Below are 19,624 nucleotides of genomic sequence, written 5' to 3'. Positions count from 1 at the left end.
ACGTAGCGCTTGCGCTGCCTTGCGCGCAACAGTCTGCTCCTCGTTGACGAGATCGGCTATCGGCCTGTTGACCTGATTCGCAATAATCCTGACATCAAAACTAAGCTTCGATGAATGAGGCGACGTGTTCGGCGACGGCGTGGGAGCAGCTGTGTGGTTCGAGCGTCTACTGCGTCACGTAGTCGTGGTGCACATCGAAGAATCGTCATATCAGTTGGCTGCTTCACTTGGCTCTGTTGCCAGTTTCGAGATGACATCCAGCACGCCTGTCTGGAGCCAGACGGATGGCACGAGGAACCCTCGATGGTCAAGCCGGTAGACCAAAGAAAAGCTGTTGAAAGAGTGGCTGGACCCGGCGAGCGCCTTCGCGACTGGCTGCGACGTCGATGGCGGCGCGACTGTCGAGGAGGGAGTATGCGGGCAATGCAGGAAGGTCAATGCATCTTGGGGGCGTCCCAGATGAACTCCGCAATAGCGGTCACGGACGATCGCCGCCTGGCGCGGGAGAGAGCAACCGGTAGAACGTAGTTCAAGCGGCGCCCCGGGGGCGGGCGGTAGGTGCGATGCTAGACATCAGGTCCGTCCCCAGAAGGGTTAGCTTCCAAGCGTTGCCATACAGGACGGTGGTCAAGCTGCAGGATACTGGGCGCACCGATAAACCGGCTTTTATCACCGGTCGAGCTGGTGGGAGCGGATCTGCCGGGCTCGCTCACTTCAGCAGATTTTCGGGGCGCCTCGATCGCACGGCCAAGGCTCATTCACCGAAAGGGAAATCAACGTCAACTTGCAGATGCAACGTTCGTTCGCGCAGTTGCGCGAGTTGGAGGGCGGCCATTGCCGACGGCTGCCTTCCGAGACAGGTACGGCGTAGAGAGTGCTTTGCCAACATTCGTCGCTCAAGTGCGGTCGATATCGGCTTTCCGCAATGGCGAATGGGTCTGTGGGCAAGTTCCCGCCCCTCGACTGGAACGTACAACGGTCATTGGACCGTTCAGTTCTGTTTGAAACCAGTCCGTTGCTCAACCAGTACATATAGGCCGAAGCGGACACTGAGAACGGCAGGCAGCTACGTCGGCAGTGTGGCTGAAGGCAGTCGGTGGCATGGTCAGGTCAGGCAGCCAAATTGCCGCTATTTCAATGAATGAACTCACCCTTCCGACCCACAATTGTCATTCAACACAATAACGCTTGATGTCAGCAACTTGACTATAACGGTCACTCGCAGGGGTACGTCTGCGGACATGTTTGCCCACTACAGTTGCCGCAGCGCGGTCGCTATCCACCGATCTTTTTCGCGCGCCGTTTTATGCACCCTAAAAAACACAAATTTTTATTCGTATCCGGTGGAGTGGTAACTAAACCAGGCTATCAATCCACCGCCACAAGTCAGTGACAAATCGATGCCTTCACCGCGAGCAGCGCCGGCCTACTTAGGCACAAGATAGTGCTGAGGAGAGTCCCCAGTCGCTTGCCGGAACATGGCGATAAAAGCGCTGGATGTACTGTAGCCAAGGTCGGCCGCCACTTTCGCGACAGTCTGCCCGTTCGCAAGCCGGGTGATGGCCTCCGCGACCCTCAACTGCCGCTGCCACAGACCATACGTCAGCCCAGTTTCCTCGCGAAAACGGTTCGCTAGCGTGCGCCCGGTGGCGCCGAATTTCTCGCCCCACACATCGAGCGATTGATTGCTGGCCGGATCGTTCAGCAAGTGCGCGCAGATTTCCAGCAGACGCTCGTCGCGGGGGAGCGGAATTCCGCTTTCGGGCAGCGCAGGCTGCTCAGCGAGGATTTCAAGTAGTAACGATGCAGCACGAGCCGCGCGACTGTCCGGACTGTACTCTCCCCCGCCCTCACTCACCAGAATTGCCAACTCGCGCAATAGCGGGGTAATTGCAATGATGGTCGGCTTTGTCCAGGACCATGGGAACAACTCAGGTTCGATATATACATTGCAAAGCTCGGACTTTCCCACTGCGTGCAATTCGTGGTCGACATAGGACGGAAGCCAGATCGCACGCGACGGCGGCAACGTCCACGTGCGTGTCGGCGTCAGCATCCGCACGACACCGCGAATCGAAAACGCCAACTGGCCGTAGGAATGCTGATGCCAGACCGAAACGTCCTTATGTTCATAGCGGGAAACCGCAGCAAATACGGGCCGCGAGATGCGCTCCCGGCTTCTTGGATACTGCCTTACAAGGAACTCTTTCACGGTTTATTCCGCTTGGCCGACAAAATTCGCTATGGTAGCTCAAAATGGAATAAATGCTTCGAAAACTCACTACTTCATTTCAACCTATCGGGACCGCGAGCCGCTATCCTCTCGTACGGTCGCCAAGGCGCCATGGTCGCCTCAATAGTTAATGGTTCTCATTACATATCTGTGCGCCAATCATGGTGTCAAGTCGGCATAGCGTACGAAGGCGGCTTGAGGCCTTCTCCGTCGTCATGCGAGGTAGCGGGGCGTCGGGGCTGAGCCCATCGATAAAAACAAAATTGTTCCTACAAACAAAGCTCGTTTCAGTGGAGGGTCGTCGCAATGAGCCGACTCATTTTGATATTGAAAATCTGTAGGACGGGGAATGAAAAACAGGAAAGTTGGGCAATCGCGGGGCAATAAGGGCAGGCGGTATGGGCTGACGGCGAGCGCGCTCGCGGCAGGCATCGCGTTCACGGCAGCAGCTCACGCGCAATCGGGTGATACGTCGACCACGCCAGCCTCACAGGCGGCACAGCCAGCGGCGGCAACATCGGCTCAGGCTTCGGCCGCCCCTACCCTGCCGGCCATCAAAGTGAGCGCGGATCAGGACAAACTCGCGCAGGCGGTCAATCCGGCGACCACGGTTGGTTCGAAAATACCGTTGAGTCAGCGCGAAATCCCGCAGTCAGTCACGGTGATTCCCCAGGAGCAGATCCAGCAGCAAAGCATGCGAACGCTCGACGACGCGATGACCTATGCGCCCGGCGTCACCGTCTTTCATGGCGACTCCGACCGGTCGAACTATTACGCTCGCGGATTCCCGGTCGACACCTGGCTGCTGGACGGCGTGCCCACCACGCAGAACCTGGCATCGATTGCCCCCAGCCTCGTGATGTATGACCGCGTCGAGGTGCTGACCGGTCCGGATGGCCTGCTGAACGGTTTCGGCAGTCCCGGCGGCTCGATCAACCTGGTGCGCAAGCGCGCGCCGTCGACGTTCAGCGCCAACGCGGAACTCTATGGCGGTACCAGTAGCCATCTGGGTGCGGATGTCGATATCGGCGGTCCCATCAATGCAGCGGGAACCTTGCGCGGCCGGGTCGTGGCCAGCGAAAACTATCAGGACCTGTTGCAGGACTCGACCTGGCAGCGCAACAAATCGGTGTACGGCACGCTCGAAGCGGACCTCACGCGCGACACGACGGTTCGGGTCGGCGCGAGTTACGACCGGACCGACAAGAAAGCGTCCTGGAACGGCGATCCGGTCTATGACAACTACTCGCCCGTGCCAGTGTCCCGTTCTGCCTATTTCGGTGCGCCATGGAATCACGCCTCGTCGGATATCGTCACGGCATTCGCCGGCGTCGAGCAAAAGCTCGGCGGCGGCTGGAAAGCGAATCTCGACTTCAACTATCTCGAGAACCGCTACTCGCTGATCAACGAGACCTTGCTCACCACTGTCAGTCCGGACAACCAGGTGACGTTCAGTTCGGATAAGTTCAGGTTCGACGATCAACAGGAGTCGATCAACCTGATGGCGAACGGGCCGTTCACGCTGTTCGGACGCGAGCACCATTTGACGGTCGGCGCCAGTTATGAAAGAGAGAGCCTGAAGCAGACCAATTACTATTGTGGCGACAGCGACAACGCGCTGCTCGGCAGCTCGGGGAATTTCTGCGAGTTCACCGGCAGCCTCTATTCGGATCTCTCCGCCGAGCCGGCATTCGATGGTCCTGTCTATGGACGCACCACGGTGACGAATCAGTATGGTCTCTATGGCAACGCGCGCATCAGCCTGCTCGATCCGTTGACGCTGGTGCTCGGTCTGCGCGGAACGTGGTGGAACGAAACCTACACGCCCAACGCATCGGAGAATCCGTTTGGCGATACCGTCACGCATAGCAGCATTACGGGCAAGATCACGCCTTACGCGGGGCTGATCTACGACATCGACGATCACCACTCGGTCTACGCGAGCTACACGTCGATCTTCGTCCCGCAAACGGAAACGGATGCATCGGGAAACATTATCAAGCCGATCGAAGGCGAACAATATGAAGTCGGCGTGAAGGGTGACTATATGCACGGTCGCCTGAACACTTCGCTGGCCCTGTTCCAGTTGACGGAGAGAAACCGCGGCATGGCTGATCCGCGTTACCCGGATCAAGGTTTCTATATCGCAACGGGCAAGGCGCGCAGCCGTGGCGTCGAAATGACGGCAACCGGCTATGTCACGCCGAACTGGTCGGTATTCGCGGGGTACACCTATACGGATACCTATTACATGGACTCCAGCTCCAACCCCGACTACATCGGTTTCTCGGCCATTTCACCAAAGCATCTGCTGAAGCTGTGGACCAACTATCGTCTGCCGGGCGAGTTCAACAAGTTCTCGGTAGGCGGCGGGACGGTGGTGTCGAGTGGCATTAGCGCGACGGACGGTACGGGAACGGTTGCCCAGGGCGGACACGCAACGGTGGATCTGCGGCTTGGCTATCAGATCAACAAGAACCTGTCCGCGGCGATCAACGTGACGAATCTTTTCGACCGCCGCTATTACGAATCCATCGCGAGTACCGGGAGTCTTTTCTACGGCGATCGCCGCCAGGTGTTGTTTACTTTGCGGGCCGCCCTGTGATGCAAGCTTGAGTCCAGGGCAGCGTGGATGTACTGGCTGAACCCGTCGTATCGCTTTGCCCTGCCTGATGCGCAACCAGGCAGGGCTTTTCTGCTTGATTGACTGCATGGCGTGAGTGGACATCGAATCGTAGATGAAGTGCATCAATGAAATGGGAGTCCTGAAATTGACGAGGCGCGATGTATTGCGCGCGCTGATGCTGTCGGCGGCATCACCTGGCGTCTGGGCTATGCCGCCGGCACGGCCGGCCGCTGCGGGCATTCGTGTCGCGACGCCCGACCGGATCGGCACCGAGACGTTGCTGTCGCTCGGCGTCTCGCCGGTAGCGGTCGGCTCGCAGGGAATTTATGCCGCTATCGGTGGAACGCCGGCGCTACCGCCTGGCGTGATGGATGTGGGCTACCCTTTCGAGCCCAATCTGGAGATACTCCGCGAGCTTCGGCCCGAGCTGATCGTTATCGAAGCAATGAGCGCGAGTCTTAAGGGCGTACTCGAACAGGTCGCGCCAGTGTTGGTGATGGAGATTTACACCGGCAGCGGCCGCGCGGATTTTGTCGAACACGCCAGCGCAGAGATGTTTCGCGTGGCGCAGCGTATCGGACGAATCGACGCCGCGCGGAAGTACCGGCAATGGACAGACAAGCGCCTCGAAACTATCCGCGACCGGATGCGTGGCGACGCGAAGCGACCCGTGCTGATCGCACAACTCGATCCGTCGGGACGAAGCATTCTGCTGTATGCGCGTAACAGCGTGTCCAGTGACGTGTTGCAGCGGATCGGCTTCGAGAATGCGTGGACGGGGCACACGAACGCCTACGGTTGCGCGCAGATCGGACTTGATCGTCTGGCGACCGTGCCCGAGGCCGACCTGCTGTTTATCGACTACGGCGAACAGACTCAGGCCGCTATGGCGCAACTGTCACAAAGCCCAATCTGGAGCCGTCTACCGATGGTGCGCGAGCGCCGAGTCTATCCGATCGCGCTTTTCGACCCGATGGGCGCATTGCCGACAGCGGTCCAGTTCGCAGAGCACTTTCAGGCTGCGATGCTCGCACGGGGGCACGCATGATGAGCGCCACGACCGGAAGTCGATACGCTGCCGCGCGCTTGCTACGACCCGCTTATGTCGTCCTGATTCTGATGACGCTCGCGGCGTGGCTCGCAGCCGTCGATCTTGCGCGTAACGTACCTGTCGCGCAGTGGGCCACGCTGTTCGCGTTTAAAGAGGCAGACGACCTGCGCGTGCTGACAGCGCAGTATTCGTTCCTCCCGCGCTGCGTCGTCTGTCTGATTGGCGGCGGCATGCTCGGGCTGTCCGGCGCGATCCTTCAGCACGTACTGCGCAATCCGCTCGCCGATCCGACGACGCTGGGCGTATCGGCAGGGGCCAGCCTGTCGCTCGTCATCATCTCGCTGTGGTTTCCCGCGCTGCTCGTCCATGGACAGGAAGGGGTGGCGCTGATCGGTGCACTGGCGGGGCTCGGTATCGTGATGTCGATTGCGTGGCGGCACGCGTTCTCGTCGATCGGCGTCATCCTGGGCGGATTGCTCGTCACGCTGTCGGCAGGCGCAGCCACTTCCGTGCTGATGCTGTTCTTCGGCGAAGACCTTGTGTCCGTTTTTCTCTGGCAAAGCGGCAGCCTGTACCAGAGCGGCTGGACGACAGCCGCCCATCTCCTCAAGGAGTGGCTCGCGGGCGTGCTGGTCGTGGCTTTGATCAGCCGTCCTCTCGCCGTGCTGGAACTGGGAGACGAAAGCGCGCGCAGCATCGGACTATCGCCCCGCCTGATTCGCGTGGCGGCGTTGGTAGTGGCGTCTGCGCTGGCTGGCGCTGTCGTGAGTTCGGTCGGGATGATCGGCTTCGTCGGCCTGACCGGACCGTGGCTTGCGCGGCTCAGCGGCGCGAGGAGATTGCGGCAGCGACTGGTCTGGGCGTCCCTCGTCTCGGCCGCGTTGCTCTGGCTGGCCGATGGCTGCGTGCAAGTGTGGAGCACGCCCGGCAATGAACTTCCGACTGGCTCGGTGACGGCTCTCGTCGGCGCGCCGCTGCTGCTTGTCATGATGCGTAGCCTGCGTGAAACCGCGCCGTCGTCAACCGGGCCGATGCCTTCGTCGCGCATCGTGCGGCGGCACGGCGGAATCTGGGCCATCGCGGGCGTCGGTACGCTGATCGCGCTGATCGTGACGGCTGCGTCGTTCAATCGCAGCGTGAGCGGCTGGGGCTGGGACACCTGGTCACACGTCCGCTTCATGTTTCCTTTGCGCGGTCCGCGGATCGGTGGGGCAGCAGCGGCGGGCGGCCTGCTGGGTCTCGCAGGCGTGCTGATGCAGCGCATGACGGGCAATCCGATGGCGAGCCCGGAGATCATCGGTGTGTCGTCCGGCGCGTCGCTCGGCATGATCGTGCTGATGTTCGTCATGCCAGGCTCCGCTCAAGGAATGCAGATTGCCGCCGCCAGTTGCGGCGCAGCGCTGGCGACTGCCGCCGTGTTCGCGGTGGCCTGGCGTCGCGCGCTGTCGCCCGAACGGCTGCTGCTGACCGGCGTGATGACAACGACCGTGCTCGGCGGCATCGTGTCCGTGCTGATGGCAAGCGGCGATCCCCGTACCTTGTTTCTCACTGCATGGATGTCCGGCTCGACCTATCCCGTGCAGGCGCAGGCCGCGTTGCTTGCGCTGGCCCTGCTTCTGTTTGTCGCTGCGTCGATTCCGTTTATCGCGCGGCCCATGGACATACTGATGGTGGGCGAGCCGGCGGCGCTTTCCGTTGGCGTCGATGTCCGCCGCTACCGGGCATGGATGCTCGCGCTATGTGCAGTCACGACCGGCGCGGCCACGGTGATCGTCGGCCCCATTTCGTTTATCGGCCTGATGGCGCCACACATGGCAAGGATGGCCGGTTTCAGACACAGCGCGACCCAGGCATGGGGCGCGGCGCTGCTCGGCTCCGCATTACTGGTTCTCGCCGACTGGCTGGGCCGGAACCTGCTGTTTCCGAACCAGGTGCCGGCGGGACTGCTGGCCATGTTTGTCGGCGGTCCCTATTTCCTGATCCTCTTATGGAAGCAGAAATGATCTCCGCTGCCTATGATCTTCCGCTCGACGCCGACGTTGAGCGCCGTTTGCCCACGGACCACGCCGTATTCGCGCTCGATAATGTCGGGTTCTCAATACAAGGGCGTCCGCTGGTCGAGGGGCTTTCGTTGTCGTTGTATGCGCGGCGCGTGACGGGACTGATTGGACACAACGGATCGGGCAAGTCCACGCTGGTCCGGATGCTCGCCCGGCAACTGCGTCCCACGCACGGCGCGATCCATTTCTGTGGACGCAAGCTGGAAAACTGGCCCATCCGCGAGCTCGCACGTAGGCTCGCGTATCTTCCGCAAACACCGCCTCCCGCGTGCGGGATGCTGGTTCGCGAGCTGGTCGCGTTTGGCCGGTACCCGTGGCGTGGGCCGTTAGGCCGGTTTAGCGTGACAGACTGGAACAAAGTGGACGACGCGATGCACGCCACCGATGTCTGCCGTTTCGCCGATCAGCAGGTGGACACGCTGTCCGGCGGCGAGCGGCAGCGCGTCTGGCTCGCGATGCTGATCGCTCAGGATGCCGAGTGCCTGCTGCTGGACGAGCCGACCTCGGCGCTGGACGTAGCGCATCAGGTCGACGTGCTGTCCCTCATCAGGACACTCGCGACGGAACGCGGGCTCGGCGTGATCGTGGTGCTGCACGATATCAACATGGCCGCGCGCTACTGTGACGAACTCGTCGCCCTGCGCAACGGGCGGCTGATTGCACAAGGCACGCCTCAGCAAATCGTCACGGCCGGGCAGTTGCACACCATTTATGGCGTCACGATGGGCGTGATGCCGCACCCGGACACCGGCGAGCCATTGAGTTTCGTCCGCTAAGACCGCCGGGGCCGCGTCGACACTTCATACCAATCACAAAAAAATCGTCAGGAATCTCGATGAGAGAAGATCAGGCTTCAATGCCGTCCCCCAGCTTTGCAAGCGAGACATTCCGGCTGCTGCGTCCGTTCTGGCCCATCATGCTGCTGGCGACCACGCTCGGCGTGGTCGGCGGACTCTGCACCGCATGGCTGCTGGCTGTCGTCAATGACGGCCTGCACGCGCCAGGCGTCATCAGCCCCAAAATGATCGCGACGTACGCGGGCCTGTGCGTCGTCACGCTGTCGTGCAATGCTACCGCCGGCATCGTGAACAGCATGATCGGACAGAAGATCATCGCCGCGCTGCGCAAGGACATCTCGGCGCGGATCGTCTGCGCGCCCATCGCCGCGATCGAGCGCTACCGTATGCACCGGCTGCTCTCCACGCTCAACAGCGATGTCGAAACAGTCAGCGCAGTGACGTTCAGTTTTCCCAGCTATGCCGTCGCTTTCGCGGTCACGCTCGGCTGTGTCGTCTACATGATCGCGCTGTCGCCCGTGCTATCCACTCTCGCGGCGGCGGCGATTATTGCGGGCACGCTGATCAACCAGTACGCAATCACGAAATGGCAGCAGCACTACAAGGGCGTGCGCACCGCACAGGATGAACTCCAGAAGCAATACCAGGCGATCACGGAAGGTGCGAAGGAACTGCGACTTAACCGCGAGCGCCGCCTGAGCGTGTATGGCGCGCGTCTTTCTGGCGCCGCCGACCGGGTCGCCGATCTGAAGATTCGCGCAATGCGTCTGTTTTATGGCGCCAACTCCACAAGCGCGACGCTGTTTTTTATCGTCATCGGACTAATCCTTTTGTGTCAGCAGCGACTCGGGTCGCCGGCCAGCGTGGTCAGCGGCTTCGTGATCGTGCTGTTGTACGTGCGCGGGCCGGTCGAAGTCCTCGCAGGCAGTCTGCCGCTGTTGAGTCAGGCGAAAATCTCCTTTCAGCGCGTCGCCGAATTGAGTGCGCAGTTCACCAACCGCGAGACACGTCTGCTGGAAAGCACCGCGGCCAAACCACTGCCCGAGATCCGGACAATCGAACTGGACGGCGCGACGTGGGCCTTTCCGCAAGCCGAGGGACAACCCCTTTTTCAACTGGGGCCGCTGGATCTGCAAATCCAAAAAGGCGAGACGCTGTTTGTGATCGGCGAGAACGGCAGCGGCAAGACTACGCTAATCAAGCTGCTTCTGGGCCTGTATGCGCCCGAACAGGGTCAGTTGCTTCTGAACGGTGAGCCGGTGCAGGCCGACGCGATGGATGACTACCGGCAGCTTTTCTCAGCCGTGTTTTCCGACTATTACCTGTTCGATGATCTGGTCGTGCAAGACCCGGCCTTGCTGGCGCGCGCCTCGACGTACCTCGAACAGTTCGAGATTGCTCACAAGGTTCAGATCAAGGATAAGGCGTTCTCGACCGTCGATCTGTCGACTGGGCAGCGCAAGCGTCTTGCGCTTATTCACGCGATGCTGGAACAACGGCCTGTCATGATGTTCGATGAATGGGCCGCCGATCAGGACCCGACCTTCCGGCGCGTGTTTTATACCGAGTTCCTGCCGGAGTTGAAAAGGCAAGGCAAGACGCTAATTGTTGTGTCTCACGATGACCGCTACTTTGATATGGCGGACAGGCTAATTCGCCTCGAAAGCGGGAGAATTGCGCAGCTGCCTGAAGCGCCATTGCACTCTTATGCAGATCGCGCCGGGCGTGGCGGCAGGTGGGCTGATGTCGGCGAATAACATCTAACCCCTTTTGCATTTTATGAGGCCGGGTTGGTATGGCGGTATTTCAGCGCTAATCGGCGATCTGGTGACATACAAGGTCTCGGAAACTTATATTTTGAGTTCCAACACTGGCACCGCAAGTCTCGTATCGCATGAGCCGCCCTCGCTCGCACATCAACTTTCCAGCCGCTAATATCATGCGACGTCCGATTGAGAACTCAAAGCGGATGTCTGAATGTCGATTCATGCTGAATGCTGAGCGGCCGCTGATGGCCGACAGATATCGGATTTTTGACCGCTGGCAAGCTGGCAAGCTGGCAAGCTGCAGCAACGTTGCGGGAGCCTGCGATGAAGCCGGACACAACTCTGGTGAGTCTGAACATGCGTGAACTGGACAGGCTGAAGGTCATTCAGGCTTCAACGAAGGTCGCTAATTCATCTGCATACCGATCGCCCATGGTGTTTGGCTCGGAGGATGATGCTTCTCGCTCCCTGAACCAGGCGGAACCGGAAATAGATGTCTCGACGTAGCTTCTATGCCGCGGGATCGCTCCGCCGGATCCATTCTGAACCCGGACGAGACTCAGCCACGCAGCAAATGCGCGACGTGACCAAGAGGAGAGCTCAGCGTTAGCCCCGAAATTCAGAGCTACTGTGCCTTCTTCTAGCCTCTCCGCGACCAAACCACCGGAAACAAAGGACTTTCCATCTGTGCCCCTTCTCGCAGGGTTTCGACGAGGCCAGGAAACTCCGGCGATGTGCGCCATTTCCGCGGTGCATGACGGATATCGTCGCCAATGAAGCGGACCGAAAACGCACGGCGCCGCGACGCCCCGCCGACGCCGCCCGACGCGTGCAGCGTCAGCATGTTGAAGCACACCATATCGCCGGGTTCGAGCGCCCAGCCGATGATCGGAAACGCGTCCCGATTTGCTTCGATATCCGGGAGGTCGGCGAGGCTTCCTTCCGGAAACCACTTCGCCTGATTGTCCATGAACGTGCGCGGCATCAACCAGGGTCCGAGATGCGAACCTGCGACAAATTCGAGCCGCGACGCGTGGGCGACCGGATCCACTGGAATCCACATGCTGACGTTGTCGCCGCCGCTGATGTTGTAGTACGGCTGGTCCTGATGCCAGGGTGTACGTTGCCGCGTGTTCGGTTCCTTCACCAGCAGATGATCGTGATATAGACGCACCGTTTCGCTGCCCGTCAATGCAGCGGCGACCGCGGGCGCGGCCGAGTCGAAAATGAAGCGGCGGTATGCATCGATTTCCGACCAGTTGCAGAAATCTTCGAAGAACCAGCCGGGGTCGTCGGGACGGCTAGCCACTTTCGCACGCGGACTCGGCGAAGCGATATTGCACTCGATGCCGGCGCGCAACAGCTCGATCTCGTCGGCGGTGAATATCTGCCGGACACACACTGCGCCATCGCGGCGAAAATCGTCGATCAGCTGCGGCGTGACCGCGCGCGCGATGCGCTCGTTCAAAGACTCAGCCATTGTTTTTCTCCTCCTGAAATAACGTGGCCCAGCGGTTCAATCGCCGAAGATATTGAAATTGAAGTATTTCGCGGCGACTTTCTGATAAACGCCGTCCTGCCGGATCGCCACGATCGACTGATTGATCTGCGTCTCGAGTGCAGTATCGCCCTTGCGCAAGCCGATCGCGACATCGCCCGCCACACGGCTGTCGCCAACCGGCTTGCCGACGAGCGCGAAGCCCGCGCCACGCGGAGTCTTCAGAAAACCGAAATCCGCCTGCACGGCTGCCTGGAACGCCGCATCGATCCGGTGCGTCACCAGATCCTGATAGATCTGATCCTGCGTCTGATACGCGACCACCGTCACGTTTTTAGGCGCCCATTCGGCGTTCGCGTAACTTTCCTGCGTCGAGCCCTGCACCACGCCCACGCGTTTGCCCTGCAGCGCCTGCGCCGTCGGTTGAAGACTCGAACCCGCAACGGCAATCAGCGCCGAGCTGCTCATGTACAGGCGATCGCTGAAGTCGATCTGCTGACGGCGCGTCGGTGTTGCCGACATCGCCGACAGGATCGCGTCGAACTTGCGAGCCTTCAGCGCGGGAATCATGCCGTCGAAATTCTGCTCGATCCATACGCACTTCTTGTGCAATTGCGCGCACAACGCGTTGCCGAGATCGATATCGAAGCCGACATACGATCCGTCCGGCGCTTTCGATTCGAACGGCGGATAACTCGGATCGACGCCGAAGCGCAGCGTTTGCGGATCTTGCGCATGCGCGGCGAACGACGCCATTGTCAGCGCGCAGAGGGTTAAGTAGATCGCTTTTTTCATGGCATTCCCGGTGGGGTCGTGTCGAAAGTAAATGGGCATCCATTTGCCTGCGGCGCCCGATGGCAATCAGCGCAACAAACTGGACAATGCAGGCCTACGGCTCAGACGAGAAAGTGCTCGACCAGTTCGACCCAGTAGCGTGCGCCGGTCATCAGAATGCTGTCGTTGAAATCGTATCCCGCGTTATGAAGCATGCAACTGCGTTCGCCTTCGCCGTTGCCGATGATCAGATAACAGCCTGGGCATTGCTGAAGAAACCACGCAAAATCTTCGCTGCCGGTGAACGGCTCTACATCGTTAAGCACAGCGTCGGCGCCGAACACTTCGAGCGCGACATCAAGAGCGAAACGTGTCATGTCCGCGTCGTTGACGAGCAGCGGATAACTACGCTCGTAGTTCAGCTCGGCGTGCGCGCCGTACACGGCGGCCTGCGCATGAATCACTTCGATAATGCGGCGCTCCAGCGTTTCGCGCACCTCCGCGCGCAATGCGCGCACGGAAATCTTCATATGCGCTTCGCCAGGAATCACGTTCGACACTTCGCCCGCGTGAATCGAGCCGACCGTGATCACCGCCATGTCGAGTGGCGCGACGTTGCGCGACACGATGGTCTGCAACGCGAATACGATCGCCGCACACACCACGACAGGATCGACGCTCTTGTGCGGCATCGCGCCGTGACCGCCGTGCCCCGTTACGCGCACCGTCACCTGATCCGCCGACGCCATGAACGGCCCGGCGCGAAAACCAAGCTTGCCGGCCGGGAATCCCGGCATGTTGTGCATCGCGAACACTGCGTCGCACGGATGCTGTTTCAGCACGCCCTCTTCCAGCATGCGGCGCGCGCCCGCCAGTCCTTCTTCCGCGGGCTGGAAAATCAGGTTCAGCGTGCCGTTGAAGTTGCGCGTTGCGCCAGATGCGCGGCGGCGGCAAGTAGCATCGCGGTATGGCCGTCGTGACCGCATGCGTGCATCTTGCCGGGATGCACACTGGCGTACGGCAAACCGGTTTTCTCGGTGACCGGCAGCGCGTCCATGTCGGCGCGCAATCCGATATTGCGAGCGCCATCGCCTGCCTTCAGCGTGCCGACGAGACCGGTCGCGCCAAATCCGCGTTCGACGCTGTAGCCCCATTGCGTGAGGCGCTCCGCGATCAGATCGCTGGTCATGAACTCTTCGTAGCCGAGTTCGGGATGCGCATGGATCCGCTGGCGCAGCGCAATCATCTCGTCGCCGCGGGCGAGAATATCGGGAGTAGAGGTCATTCGCGCTGGGTCGCCTTGTTTCGAAAAGTGAACACGTAGCGCTAACGTAGCCTGTCAGAAAAAGGTCCGGGAGAGCTAGAATCGTGAACGCGTCAACCAAAAGTGAACACTTCGTCGCCGAAGGTTCGGCGTGCGGCGTGCCGCCTGCGCGCCCGGGCGTGCAGGTCGTCTGGCTGCCGCCGGATCCTGTTCAAGGAAAAGCATGAAACTGCACCACCTGCGAACCCTCGTCGCGATCGCCGAAGCTGGCGGCGTGCGTGGCGCGGCGCGCGCGTTGAACGCGTCGCCGGCTGCGATCACCAAGAATCTGCGGCAGCTCGAAGAAAGCGTGCAGATGTCGCTGGTTACCCGGACTTCGTCCGGTGTGACGCTCACTGAGAGTGGCCAGACGTTGCTGGTTCATGCGCGGCTGATGGTCGGTCAGCTCGCGCGTGCGCAGGAAGCAATGGATACGTTGCGCGGTGTCACGCACGGCAAACTCACGATCGCGGTGACGCCATGGATCGCGATGACGTTCCTGCCAGACGCCGTGACGCGCTTCTGCGAGCGTATGCCGAACATCCGCCTCGAATTTTTCGAGGGGTTGCTGTCCAATGCGAATCCGCGTTTGCGCGACGGCAGCCTCGATCTGTTCATTGGCCGCCCGACGCCGGGCGCATCGGGCACAGAATTCGACTGCCGCCTGCTGTTTTCGTCGACGTGTGCGTTGGTCACACGCGACCGGCATCCGCTCGCGAACGCCCGCTCGCTCGCTGATCTGGTCGATCTCGACTGGCTGTTGACGTGGGATCCGGAGACCGACACGCCCGGCTCCAACTCGATGTTCCACCGCTACAACGTCGCGACGCCGCGCAAGATTCACGTCACACATTCGTTGTCCATCGCGCTGTCGTTGCTTAGGAAAACGGATATGGTCAGCGTGTTTCCGTGGCCGCTGGTCGAGGTGACAGCGGCTCGCGAAGGACTGTGCGCAATCCCGCTGAGAGAGGACGTCGAAGACGCGATGGTTGGTGTGATTTACCGTAGCGGCCATCCGCTGAGCGCCGCGTCGACGTGCTTTCTGAATTGCATGATCGAGACGATTCGAGAGGGCGTCGCATCGACATCATCGGAGACGCAGCACGTTCTGCGATCGGTGGAATTGTTGATCTGATTTCGACCTGGCCTTGCCGACCCAAGTCTTTGACACGTGTGCAGTTGCTGTGTCACAGCGTCGATGCAAGGTCGCGGATCGACTCGCGCAGGACAAGTCCGGTGACGTGGCGATGCATACCCTGGTTCGCGTTCACGTCGGCAGCCGCCTTACTGCCCCAGGTAGGACTGAGCCGGGTATGTCAGACGTCCTGCGGCGCCGACCGGATCTCGCAGTCAAATAAGCGGGCATGTCTACACGCTTACAGGTGTTGATCATTTGAGAAATTGCGAATGGGTTTTGTCGACGGCGGATTCAACAGGTCGATGCAACATCTGAAATCTGCGTGAGCAGCGGAGAGGTTGCAAATCAACCATCGGGCCTTCTGGGGCAGGATGTCCCCGGCGGCTTCGAATTGCAGCCACTGCCACGTGCGCGTCGATCATTTTCTTCATGGCCCATTCCTGCCGATCAGGGATGAACGCCGCCGGCCAGGCCTGCCGTTCAGGCCTCGCCACCGTGAGACAGTTTCCGACTTCTTTTCAGCGGTTCAGCCAGCCGTGATATCGAATGTCTCGCTTATAGCCGACAAATGAGAACTCAAGAGCCAAGTCGACCTGTTAAAGCACTGACCGGAACGCTCGACTGCAACAGCAAACTCCTCTCATCAGACGTCAACAAGTAGTCCGGTCAGTCATACAGATCAGGCCACAGCACTTAGTTTCTTGAAATATACAGCATTGCTGTATATTATCGTCATGCGCTCTCCTGCGGGAGTCGACGAATTTCCAAGGTAGTTAAGGACTGGCATGTACACCAACGACCCCAAAGCTGTTGTCAAGCGATTCAATTACGAAGTAATCCGCGACGGCAATCGAGAAAGCTTCGAAGCACTCATGGCACCCGACTTCGTCAACTGGTCTGCGCCAAGTGAAGCGACGCGAGGCGCCGAAACCATGTGGGCGACATTTGCTTCGGTGTTGCGCCCAGCAATCGCGGGCCTGGAGGTCCGCATCCATGAGCAACTTTGCGACGGCGATAAGGTCACGACGCGAAAGTCGATCTCCGGCAAGCATGTTGGGACGCTGCTTGGCGCGGCGGCCACCGGCGAAAATATTTCCATCGACGTAATCGATATCGTCCGTATTCGGGACGGACAATACGTCGAACATTGGGGCGTGAATACGCTTGCAGCTGTCGTTGCGCGACTTCACAAACAGTGAGTGCACCCAACATGAGTCGAAGTGACGTCTCAACCGTCCGCGCCGATGACCCCGCATTCCTGGGCGAGTCAATTCGCGATGTCGTGAGCCGCCTCGTTAAGGTTGTCCGCGCGCAGAGTGGCACGCACTCGAACGCGCAGAACGAGACACTTTCGCTGCTGGAGCGGTCCGGCCCTGTCAGTATTTCAGCCTTGGCCGTGGCGAGGTCGGTGACACATCAAACGATGCGGCTGGTCGTCATGAAACTGGTCGAACAAGGGGTGGTAATCCTGCAACAGGACGCTGAAGACCGCCGCGCTTACGTCGTGGACCTGACCGACCAGGGACGCGCACAGATTGCGCATGACCGGTCTGCACGTTCGCAATGGCTGACAGAGCAACTGATAAAAAAGACGAGTCGTGAAGAGCGCGCGGCATTGGCAGTTGCCGTTCGAACCCTTCACAAGCTGGTTGACTGATCCGACCTCGCGGCGACTCCGTTGGAGCTAACCCGAAGTTGCCGGAGAGTTGGAAACAGGAGATGACAAGGAAGGTTGCTAGCAGCGATGACCGGTAGGTCGATACGGCAACCAGGATAGTCCGTCTGGCAGGGCGAAGAAATCATCCAGCGATTCAAAGGGACGCCGATGCACATTTGAGCTATAAAACGACAAGACGTCCTCCATATTTCGTAGAGCTTGTCGAGACTCGCGAGCCATTACCTCGATTGGATTGCAGGTCGGATCGCGGAAAAACATGGTTGCCCATTAATCTGGCTTGCCATCGAAACGTATCGTGGGTCATGTTCAGACGCGCGAGGCTCGACTCGCTCAAGATGAGCAATGTCGGCTCGCACGAGTGCCGACGCTCTCTCACTAGTCGAGCTCTCTCAAACTATCGTGCATGATCTCGATACGCTGCAAGTGATTACTGCCGTGCTCGAGCAGTCGCTGCGCAACCAGCGAGCAGATCAGATTCACGACTGCCGTCAGACCAATCAGGCTATCGAACAGCATCAGGCCGTCGGTCTGGCATCGGATAACCCATCGCGCCAGTTTCGCCGGTTTTCCCGCAATCACGTCGGACATGTAAAGGATGGGAACGCCCGCCTGCGCCAGCGCCGTAGCGATATGGCCGACAGCGGGCAGCCAAAAGCGTTGTTCGACGGTGTCGATGAACTTCACAACGACCGGCCGTCGAAAATGCACGGTTCGACGGATGTCGGCGATGTGAGCTGGGTCACGCCGACCGTGCAGTGCATGACGGCGTGCTTCGCTTTTGGGACGTCACCGCATTCGTGGCAGTGGGTCTCGCAAGGCAAAAGTGCACTGGCGCACAAGGGGATGACGCTGGCCGCGAAAACGATGGCCGCCACCGCACTCGAGCTATATACGAACCCTCTGCTGCTCGCGGCCGCGCGAACTGAGCTGATGGAGGGTCTGGCCGAATAGCTGTATGTGTGCCCGATCCCGGCAGAGGTGCAACCGCCGGTTCCCGGACGTGCCGCCTGATTTTGTAGGGCTGTCAAACCTCCCTCAATTTATCGGCGGAGTATCAGGCTCGGCAGCAAATGCGGGCCCACGTCGGCGGGCCCGCTCGATCTCGACGTGGAGGTCACGGGCGTGGTGGACAATCACACAGGAGGAGCATGGGGAGGCCGAATTCCGATGGGATTGTCCGTGTGGCTGCGCACCGGCGGCATCGACATTGCGGTGTGCTCGATCCGCACGCAGCTAATCGAACGCGATTCGCTGACAGGGCTGGGCATCGATCTCGACGGCAAGCGCCTCATCGTCGTGAAGTCCAGCAACCACTATCAGACCGGATTCCGGCCTGGATCGGACGCGCTCTGGCATGTGAATTCGCCGGGCGCGTTGCCCTCAGACTTCTCTTCCCTTCCCTACACGAAGCGCGATACGAACTACTACCCGCGCGTCCAGAATCCATGGGCGGAAGACGGCACGCCGCCCACCATTCTGTTCGGAGGCAAGACGGTGACGGCGAACTGACACCTGTTGCTCTGCACGGTCGTATTTTGTCCCGCTAAGCTATGCCCTTGGCAATGAGAATAGAGGGCGCTTGTGAAGTTGAGACAACTCGATTCGCTGCGTGCGGTCGCCGAGGCCGGCAGTCTTCATGAAGCCGCCCGGCGCCTGTTCCTGACGCAACCGGCAATCAGCCGCTCCATCCGCGAGCTGGAAGTCGAACTGGGCATGCAATTGCTCACCCGATCGGCGAATGGCGCCACGTTGACGCCATTCGCCCACCAGGTGCTGAAACGCGCGCTCGTCGTCCAGCGGGAAATCGGTCGCATCGCGGAAGATGCGCAGACAGCGCGTGGGGAACTCGGTGGCCGCCTGACGCTCGCGATCACCCCTCCTGCCTCTACCCGTGCGCTCGCCGACTCCCTGCTCGAACTCACGAACGCGCGCCCGGACGTCAAACTCGAAGTGATCGAATGGCGTGGCGCAAACATCTCGGACGGACTGCGAAACGGCACGATCGATGTAGCGATTTTCACGCAATATGGCGAACCTAAAAACGCGGCGTTCGAATGGACCAGGCTGTACGAGCTCGACGTGCAATTGACGATTGGGGCTTCATACCTGGGTAGCGAGTCTTTATCGATCGAGCAGATTCACGCGCTGCCGTGGCTTTTGCTCGATTCCCCGACCGATGAATCGAGCTTCGTGGCAACGCTATTCGGCGAGTACGGTATGCCGCCGCCGGAGCGGATAACGCGGTGTTCCTCGATGAACCTATACCTCGAACTGTCGATGCAGATGCAGGCGGTCGCGGTCTTTACGTCGCTGGCTACGCCGCTGCTATCGCAGCGTGCAAACGAGGGCATGCTCAAACTACTGCGGCTGACCGAGCCGACGCCGAAGGTCGGCATGTACCTCGCCTACTCCAGCGAGGAACTGCTGACCGCGACCGCCGAGGATTTCATCCGGCGCCTGCGCGCCAAGCTCGATGGCCGCGACGCGGGCCGCTTGCCGGCTGGCATTCCGTACGACGACAACCGGGTTAGCGCTCGCTAGTCACGAGATTGCCGTCATTTGCAGAGCGGCCGACAAGAACGTTGGCGCGCGGATGAGGCCATCTCGCACGATGCACAGGACATATGCCACGAGGCGATACCGCAGCACGCGCGGTATCGCCCAATCGACAGCGAGCGGCGATCATCGCATCACCGGCGG

The 19,624-nt window shown here is 60.2% G+C and carries 16 protein-coding genes and 1 pseudogene; 11 read left to right on the top strand and 6 right to left on the bottom strand.

The window, feature by feature from the left end:
- Nucleotides 1-1,426 precede the first annotated feature (1,426 nt).
- The gene (locus ABH945_RS22740) at nt 1,427-2,212 is read right to left on the bottom strand and encodes an AraC family transcriptional regulator (protein ID WP_429252026.1); all 786 of its coding nucleotides are present in this window, start codon (nt 2,210-2,212) and stop codon (nt 1,427-1,429) included.
- 370 nt (nt 2,213-2,582) lie between these two features.
- On the opposite strand from ABH945_RS22740, the gene ABH945_RS22735 reads away from it, so the two are divergent.
- The 5 genes from ABH945_RS22735 to ABH945_RS22715 all read left to right on the top strand — a co-directional run bounded on the left by ABH945_RS22735 (nt 2,583) and on the right by ABH945_RS22715 (nt 10,524).
- A complete protein-coding gene (locus ABH945_RS22735) occupies nt 2,583-4,838 on the top strand; it encodes a TonB-dependent siderophore receptor (RefSeq protein WP_429252025.1) in 2,256 nt (751 codons plus the stop codon).
- 151 nt (nt 4,839-4,989) lie between these two features.
- On the top strand, nt 4,990-5,907 hold the full coding sequence (locus tag ABH945_RS22730) for an ABC transporter substrate-binding protein (RefSeq protein ID WP_429252024.1): 918 nt from the start codon (nt 4,990-4,992) through the stop codon (nt 5,905-5,907).
- Entirely contained in the window at nt 5,904-7,913 is a 2,010-nt protein-coding gene (gene fhuB / locus ABH945_RS22725; protein ID WP_429252023.1) for a Fe(3+)-hydroxamate ABC transporter permease FhuB, read from the top strand. Before ABH945_RS22730 ends, fhuB begins: the two co-directional genes overlap by 4 nt.
- A complete protein-coding gene (locus ABH945_RS22720; protein WP_429252022.1) occupies nt 7,910-8,746 on the top strand; it encodes an ABC transporter ATP-binding protein in 837 nt (278 codons plus the stop codon). Before fhuB ends, ABH945_RS22720 begins: the two co-directional genes overlap by 4 nt.
- An 80-nt stretch (nt 8,747-8,826) precedes the next feature.
- The gene (locus ABH945_RS22715; RefSeq protein ID WP_429252021.1) at nt 8,827-10,524 is read left to right on the top strand and encodes a cyclic peptide export ABC transporter; all 1,698 of its coding nucleotides are present in this window, start codon (nt 8,827-8,829) and stop codon (nt 10,522-10,524) included.
- Between the two features lie 649 nt (nt 10,525-11,173).
- On the opposite strand, the gene ABH945_RS22710 is transcribed toward ABH945_RS22715, so the two are convergent.
- The 3 genes and pseudogenes from ABH945_RS22710 to ABH945_RS22700 form a co-directional block, all read right to left on the bottom strand.
- Nucleotides 11,174-12,013: a phytanoyl-CoA dioxygenase family protein gene (locus tag ABH945_RS22710; protein WP_429252020.1), complete on the bottom strand. Its 840-nt coding sequence runs from the start codon at nt 12,011-12,013 to the stop codon at nt 11,174-11,176.
- A 36-nt stretch (nt 12,014-12,049) separates the two neighbouring features.
- Nucleotides 12,050-12,826, bottom strand: a complete 777-nt coding sequence (locus ABH945_RS22705) for an ABC transporter substrate-binding protein (protein ID WP_429252019.1) — start codon at nt 12,824-12,826, stop codon at nt 12,050-12,052.
- A gap of 101 nt (nt 12,827-12,927) precedes the next feature.
- Nucleotides 12,928-14,090, bottom strand: a pseudogene (locus ABH945_RS22700) (M20 aminoacylase family protein).
- Between the two features lie 202 nt (nt 14,091-14,292).
- Here ABH945_RS22700 and ABH945_RS22695 point away from each other — a divergent pair.
- Nucleotides 14,293-15,243 (top strand): LysR family transcriptional regulator, encoded by a 951-nt coding sequence (locus ABH945_RS22695; RefSeq protein ID WP_074769080.1) that lies wholly within the window; start codon nt 14,293-14,295, stop codon nt 15,241-15,243.
- Nucleotides 15,244-15,497: 254 nt separating this feature from the next.
- Here the strand turns inward: ABH945_RS22695 and ABH945_RS22690 are convergent, their stop codons facing one another.
- Nucleotides 15,498-15,677, bottom strand: a complete 180-nt coding sequence (locus ABH945_RS22690) for a hypothetical protein (protein ID WP_143026354.1) — start codon at nt 15,675-15,677, stop codon at nt 15,498-15,500.
- A 354-nt stretch (nt 15,678-16,031) separates the two neighbouring features.
- Between ABH945_RS22690 and ABH945_RS22685 the strand changes: the two genes are divergently transcribed.
- Complete coding sequence (locus ABH945_RS22685) at nt 16,032-16,445, top strand: ester cyclase (RefSeq protein ID WP_429252018.1); 414 nt, start codon at nt 16,032-16,034, stop codon at nt 16,443-16,445.
- A gap of 11 nt (nt 16,446-16,456) precedes the next feature.
- Nucleotides 16,457-16,903 (top strand): MarR family winged helix-turn-helix transcriptional regulator, encoded by a 447-nt coding sequence (locus ABH945_RS22680; protein ID WP_429252017.1) that lies wholly within the window; start codon nt 16,457-16,459, stop codon nt 16,901-16,903.
- 396 nt (nt 16,904-17,299) lie between these two features.
- Here the strand turns inward: ABH945_RS22680 and ABH945_RS22675 are convergent, their stop codons facing one another.
- The gene (locus ABH945_RS22675; RefSeq protein ID WP_429252016.1) at nt 17,300-17,608 is read right to left on the bottom strand and encodes a hypothetical protein; all 309 of its coding nucleotides are present in this window, start codon (nt 17,606-17,608) and stop codon (nt 17,300-17,302) included.
- Between the two features lie 18 nt (nt 17,609-17,626).
- Between ABH945_RS22675 and ABH945_RS22670 the strand changes: the two genes are divergently transcribed.
- The 3 genes from ABH945_RS22670 to ABH945_RS22660 all read left to right on the top strand — a co-directional run bounded on the left by ABH945_RS22670 (nt 17,627) and on the right by ABH945_RS22660 (nt 19,465).
- The gene (locus ABH945_RS22670) at nt 17,627-17,875 is read left to right on the top strand and encodes a hypothetical protein (RefSeq protein WP_429252015.1); all 249 of its coding nucleotides are present in this window, start codon (nt 17,627-17,629) and stop codon (nt 17,873-17,875) included.
- Between the two features lie 87 nt (nt 17,876-17,962).
- Entirely contained in the window at nt 17,963-18,433 is a 471-nt protein-coding gene (locus tag ABH945_RS22665) for an MlrC C-terminal domain-containing protein (RefSeq protein WP_429252289.1), read from the top strand.
- A gap of 72 nt (nt 18,434-18,505) precedes the next feature.
- Nucleotides 18,506-19,465: a LysR family transcriptional regulator gene (locus tag ABH945_RS22660; RefSeq protein ID WP_429252014.1), complete on the top strand. Its 960-nt coding sequence runs from the start codon at nt 18,506-18,508 to the stop codon at nt 19,463-19,465.
- The last annotated feature ends 159 nt before the right edge of the window (nt 19,466-19,624 follow it).

Origin of the sequence: Paraburkholderia sp. GAS333, from assembly GCF_050435665.1 — a bacterium.
In the GTDB taxonomy this organism is placed as follows: Bacteria; Pseudomonadota; Gammaproteobacteria; order Burkholderiales; family Burkholderiaceae; genus Paraburkholderia; species Paraburkholderia fungorum_A.
This window is presented reverse-complemented; position numbering and strand designations above follow the sequence as displayed.